The sequence below is a fragment of the Rhodobaculum claviforme genome (genome assembly GCF_016653255.1).
In the GTDB taxonomy this organism is placed as follows: Bacteria; Pseudomonadota; Alphaproteobacteria; order Rhodobacterales; family Rhodobacteraceae; genus Rhodobaculum; species Rhodobaculum claviforme.
Genome location: NZ_NHSD01000040.1, coordinates 1 through 3,350, shown reverse-complemented (window position 1 = coordinate 3,350; position 3,350 = coordinate 1). Strand labels below are relative to the sequence as shown.

General features: G+C 70.1%; 3 protein-coding genes and 1 pseudogene. All 4 read right to left on the bottom strand.

All coding sequences use genetic code 11. The features are described 5' to 3' along the window. Positions 1-205: pseudogene (locus CCR87_RS00575) on the bottom strand (ABC transporter permease); the annotation flags it as partial. A gap of 16 nt (positions 206-221) precedes the next feature. After that, positions 222-476: a GlsB/YeaQ/YmgE family stress response membrane protein gene (locus tag CCR87_RS00570; RefSeq protein WP_201155390.1), complete on the bottom strand. Its 255-nt coding sequence runs from the start codon at positions 474-476 to the stop codon at positions 222-224. 16 nt (positions 477-492) lie between these two features. Then, on the bottom strand, positions 493-1,968 hold the full coding sequence (locus CCR87_RS00565; RefSeq protein WP_201155389.1) for an ABC transporter substrate-binding protein: 1,476 nt from the start codon (positions 1,966-1,968) through the stop codon (positions 493-495). Next, positions 1,965-3,290, bottom strand: a complete 1,326-nt coding sequence (locus CCR87_RS00560; protein WP_201155388.1) for an acetylornithine deacetylase/succinyl-diaminopimelate desuccinylase family protein — start codon at positions 3,288-3,290, stop codon at positions 1,965-1,967. The genes CCR87_RS00565 and CCR87_RS00560 overlap by 4 nt, the downstream gene beginning before the upstream one ends. Positions 3,291-3,350: the final 60 nt, after the last annotated feature.

The following is a 3,350-nucleotide window of genomic DNA, read 5'->3' as shown; positions in this document are numbered from 1 at the left end:
CCCAAGAGAGGTACCGCGCGACCGGCCCCCCCTCCAGTCCCAGCTCGGCACGCAGGGCGGCGACGGTCTCGGGGCGGGCGTTCATGCCCAGCATGAAGGCAGCCGGGTCGCCCGGCACCAGCTCCACCACCGAGAACACCACCACGCTGGCGACGACCAGGCTCAGCACCAGAGACAGCAGGCGTTCGGCGACGAACCGCAGCATCGGCGCGCGGGCCGCCTCAGGCCCGTTTCACGAGGCGCAGCAGCACCAGCAGGATCACCGCCCCGAAGGTGGCATGGATGATGGAGGCCAGGATCCCGCCCCCCACCGAAAACCCGACCGCCGGCAGCACCATCGCGGCGATGAACGCGCCCAGCACCCCCACCACCATGTTGGTCAGCAGCCCCATGCCGCCGCCGCGCACGATCAGCCCCGCCAGCCATCCGGCGACGGCCCCCACGATCAGGATCGCGATCAGGCTCTCGAGTGCCATGGTCTCTCCTTCCCTTTCAATCGCGCCAGCGCACGGCGGTCAGGTCGTTGGCCGGCACCGGAGCGTTTTCCCACAGCCCCTCGATCCGGGCATCGGCGACGCCGGTCTTGGGCAGCTGGAACAGGAAGGCGTTGACGAAATCCTCGGCGATGTGGCGTTGTGCGCGGGCATGCAGCGCAGAGCGGGCCTCGGGATCGGTGGTTGCCGTGACCTCTGCCATCAGCGCCTGGAATTCGGCGCTGTCATAGCCGAAGTAGTAGTCAGGCCGGGCATAGATGTTGATGTCCATCGGCTCGGTATGGCTGATGATGGTCAGATCGAAGTCATGGCCGGTGAACACCTGCTCCAGCCACTGCGCCCATTCGACGTTGGAGATCTGCGTCTGGATGCCGACTGCGCGCAGCTGGGCCGCCACGATCTCGCCGCCGCGCCGGGCATAGGCGGGGGGCGGCAGCGCAAGCCGCAGGCTCAGCCCCTCGTGCCCGGCATCCGCCAGAAGCGCGCGGGCCGCGTCGGGGTCATGCGGCGACAGGTCGGTCAGGTCGACGTAATCGGGGTGGTGCGGCGCGAAATGCGTGCCGATGGGGGTGCCGTTGCCGAACATCGCGCCGTCGATGATGTCCTGGCGGTTGATGGCATGGGCGATGGCCTGGCGCACGCGGATGTCCGACAGCGCCGCGTGGCGGTGGTTCATCGCCAGGATCGTCTCACCCTCGGTGGAGCCGACGATGACGGCAAACCGGGGGTCGGCCTCGAACTGCGCCAGCGTCTCGGGGGCGGGAAAGTTGGGAAAGGCGTCGATGTCGCCCGCCATCATCGCGGCATAGGCGGCGTTGGGGTCCGAGATGAAGCGGAAGGTCACCCGCTCCAGCGCCACCGGGGTGCCCCAGTAGTCGGGATTGCGCTCCAGCTCGATCCGGTCGCCCTGCGCCCAGCGCACCAGGCGGAACGGGCCGGTGCCCACCGGGTCGGTGGCGTTGGTGGCGGCGCTGTCGGGCGACAGGATCACCGCATCGCCCCAGGCCATGTTGAACAGGAACGCCCCGTCGGGCTGCGACAGGGTCACGCGCACGGTGTGGTCGTCCACCGCCTCGACCGTGTCGATGACGGCGAACAGCTGCTTCTGCGCGTTCGTCGACCCTTCGCCCCGGGCGCGATCAAGCGAGAACACCACATCGGCCGCCGTCATCGGCGCCCCGTCGTGGAAGGTCACGCCGCGCGCAAGGTGAAAGGTGTATTCGGTCCCGTCCTCGCTGATGTCCCAGTCGCGGGCGAGGCCGGGCAGCACGGCGCCATCGGGCCCGAAGCGGGTCAGCCCCTCGAAGATGTTGGCATAGGTGACCTCGCGGATCGCGGCGGCCGCACCGGCGGTGGGGTCGAGACCCGGCGGCTCCAGCACCATGCCGATGCGGATGGTCTCCTGCGCCTGTGCCACGCTGGCGCCCAGCGCCAGGGCCATCGCCGCAAGGGTCAGCCGTGCGTACCGTGTCATGGTGTCGTCCCCTTCGATGCCTCGGGCCCGCAGCTTCGGCCCAATATCCGCTCCAGCGCAAGCGCCATCACGCAGGCGCTGTCGATCATGTCATCCACCCCGATCCATTCATCGGGCTGGTGCGCGAGGTCGAGGACCCCGGGGCCATAGGCGATCACGTTTCGCAAGCCCCCGATCCCGTCCACATGCTTCTGGTCATAGGTCCCGGGCGAGGCGACATAGCCCGGCGCGCGCCCGAACACCGCCTCGATGCCCGCGGCCACGGCCTGCACCACCGGCGCCGCGCGGTCGGTCATGGAGGGGTGGACCTCGAACATCTCGCGCAGATCGTAGGTGAAGCCGCGCCGGGCGGCGACCCGGTCCATCAGGGCGCGGATCTCGGCCTTCACATCGTCGATGCTTTCCTCGGCCAGGAATCGGCGGTCCAGCACGATGCGGCAGCGATCGGCCACGCAGGGCGTCGGCAGGCCGGTATACCCCGCGGCCTGCTGCGCCTCGCCCCCATGCACCGCGTTGATGTTGAGGGTGGAGGCCCGCGCGCCCTCGGGGATCACCGGCATGGCGGTGCGCCGTGCGGCCAGCGCGGGTTGCAGCACCGTGTCGATTTCATGCAGGACCGCGCCGATGTGGGCAATCGCGCTGTCGCCCAGGAACGGCATGGAGCCATGCGCGATGCGGCCGTGCGCGGTGATCTCGGCCCACCACACGCCACGATGGCCCAGACAGATGCGGTCCTTGTGCAGCGGCTCGGGGATGATGACGTGCTGCACGCGGGCGGGGTCGAACCAGCCCTGCCGCGCCAGCCAGGCAGCGCCTGCGAACCCGCCCGATTCCTCGTCCGCAACCGAGCTGACCTCGATCGCGCCCGAAAAATCGGGGTGGGCCGCGCGGAACGCCTCCGCCGCGATGATGGATGTCGCAAGGCCCCCCTTCATGTCGCAGGTGCCCCGGCCCCAGATGCGGCCCTGGTCCAGCGCGGCCCCGAACGGATCCCGGGTCCAGCCCTCCCCCACCGGGACGACATCGTGGTGGCTGTTGAAATGCACCGTCTCGCCGGGCCGGGCCCCCTCCAGCCGGGCGATCAGGTTCCAGCGCGGGTGCGTCTCGCTGTCGCCCGGGGCGCCATGGGCCCGCAGCAGCTGCACCTGCCAGCCGGTGTCGTGCAGCCGGTCGCGCAGCATCTCGCAGAACGGCCCGTACAGATCGCCCGGCGGGTTGAGGGTCGGGATGCGCACCATCTCCTGCGTCAGCGCGATCAGCCGGTCACGCCGCGCCTGCACGGCATCGGTGATCGCCCCTGCCCGACGGTCGTCGCGTGCCATGCGGCCTCCTCCTTGCGCCGTCATCACGCTAGTGGACGGCCCCGCCCCCCGCAAGGGCAC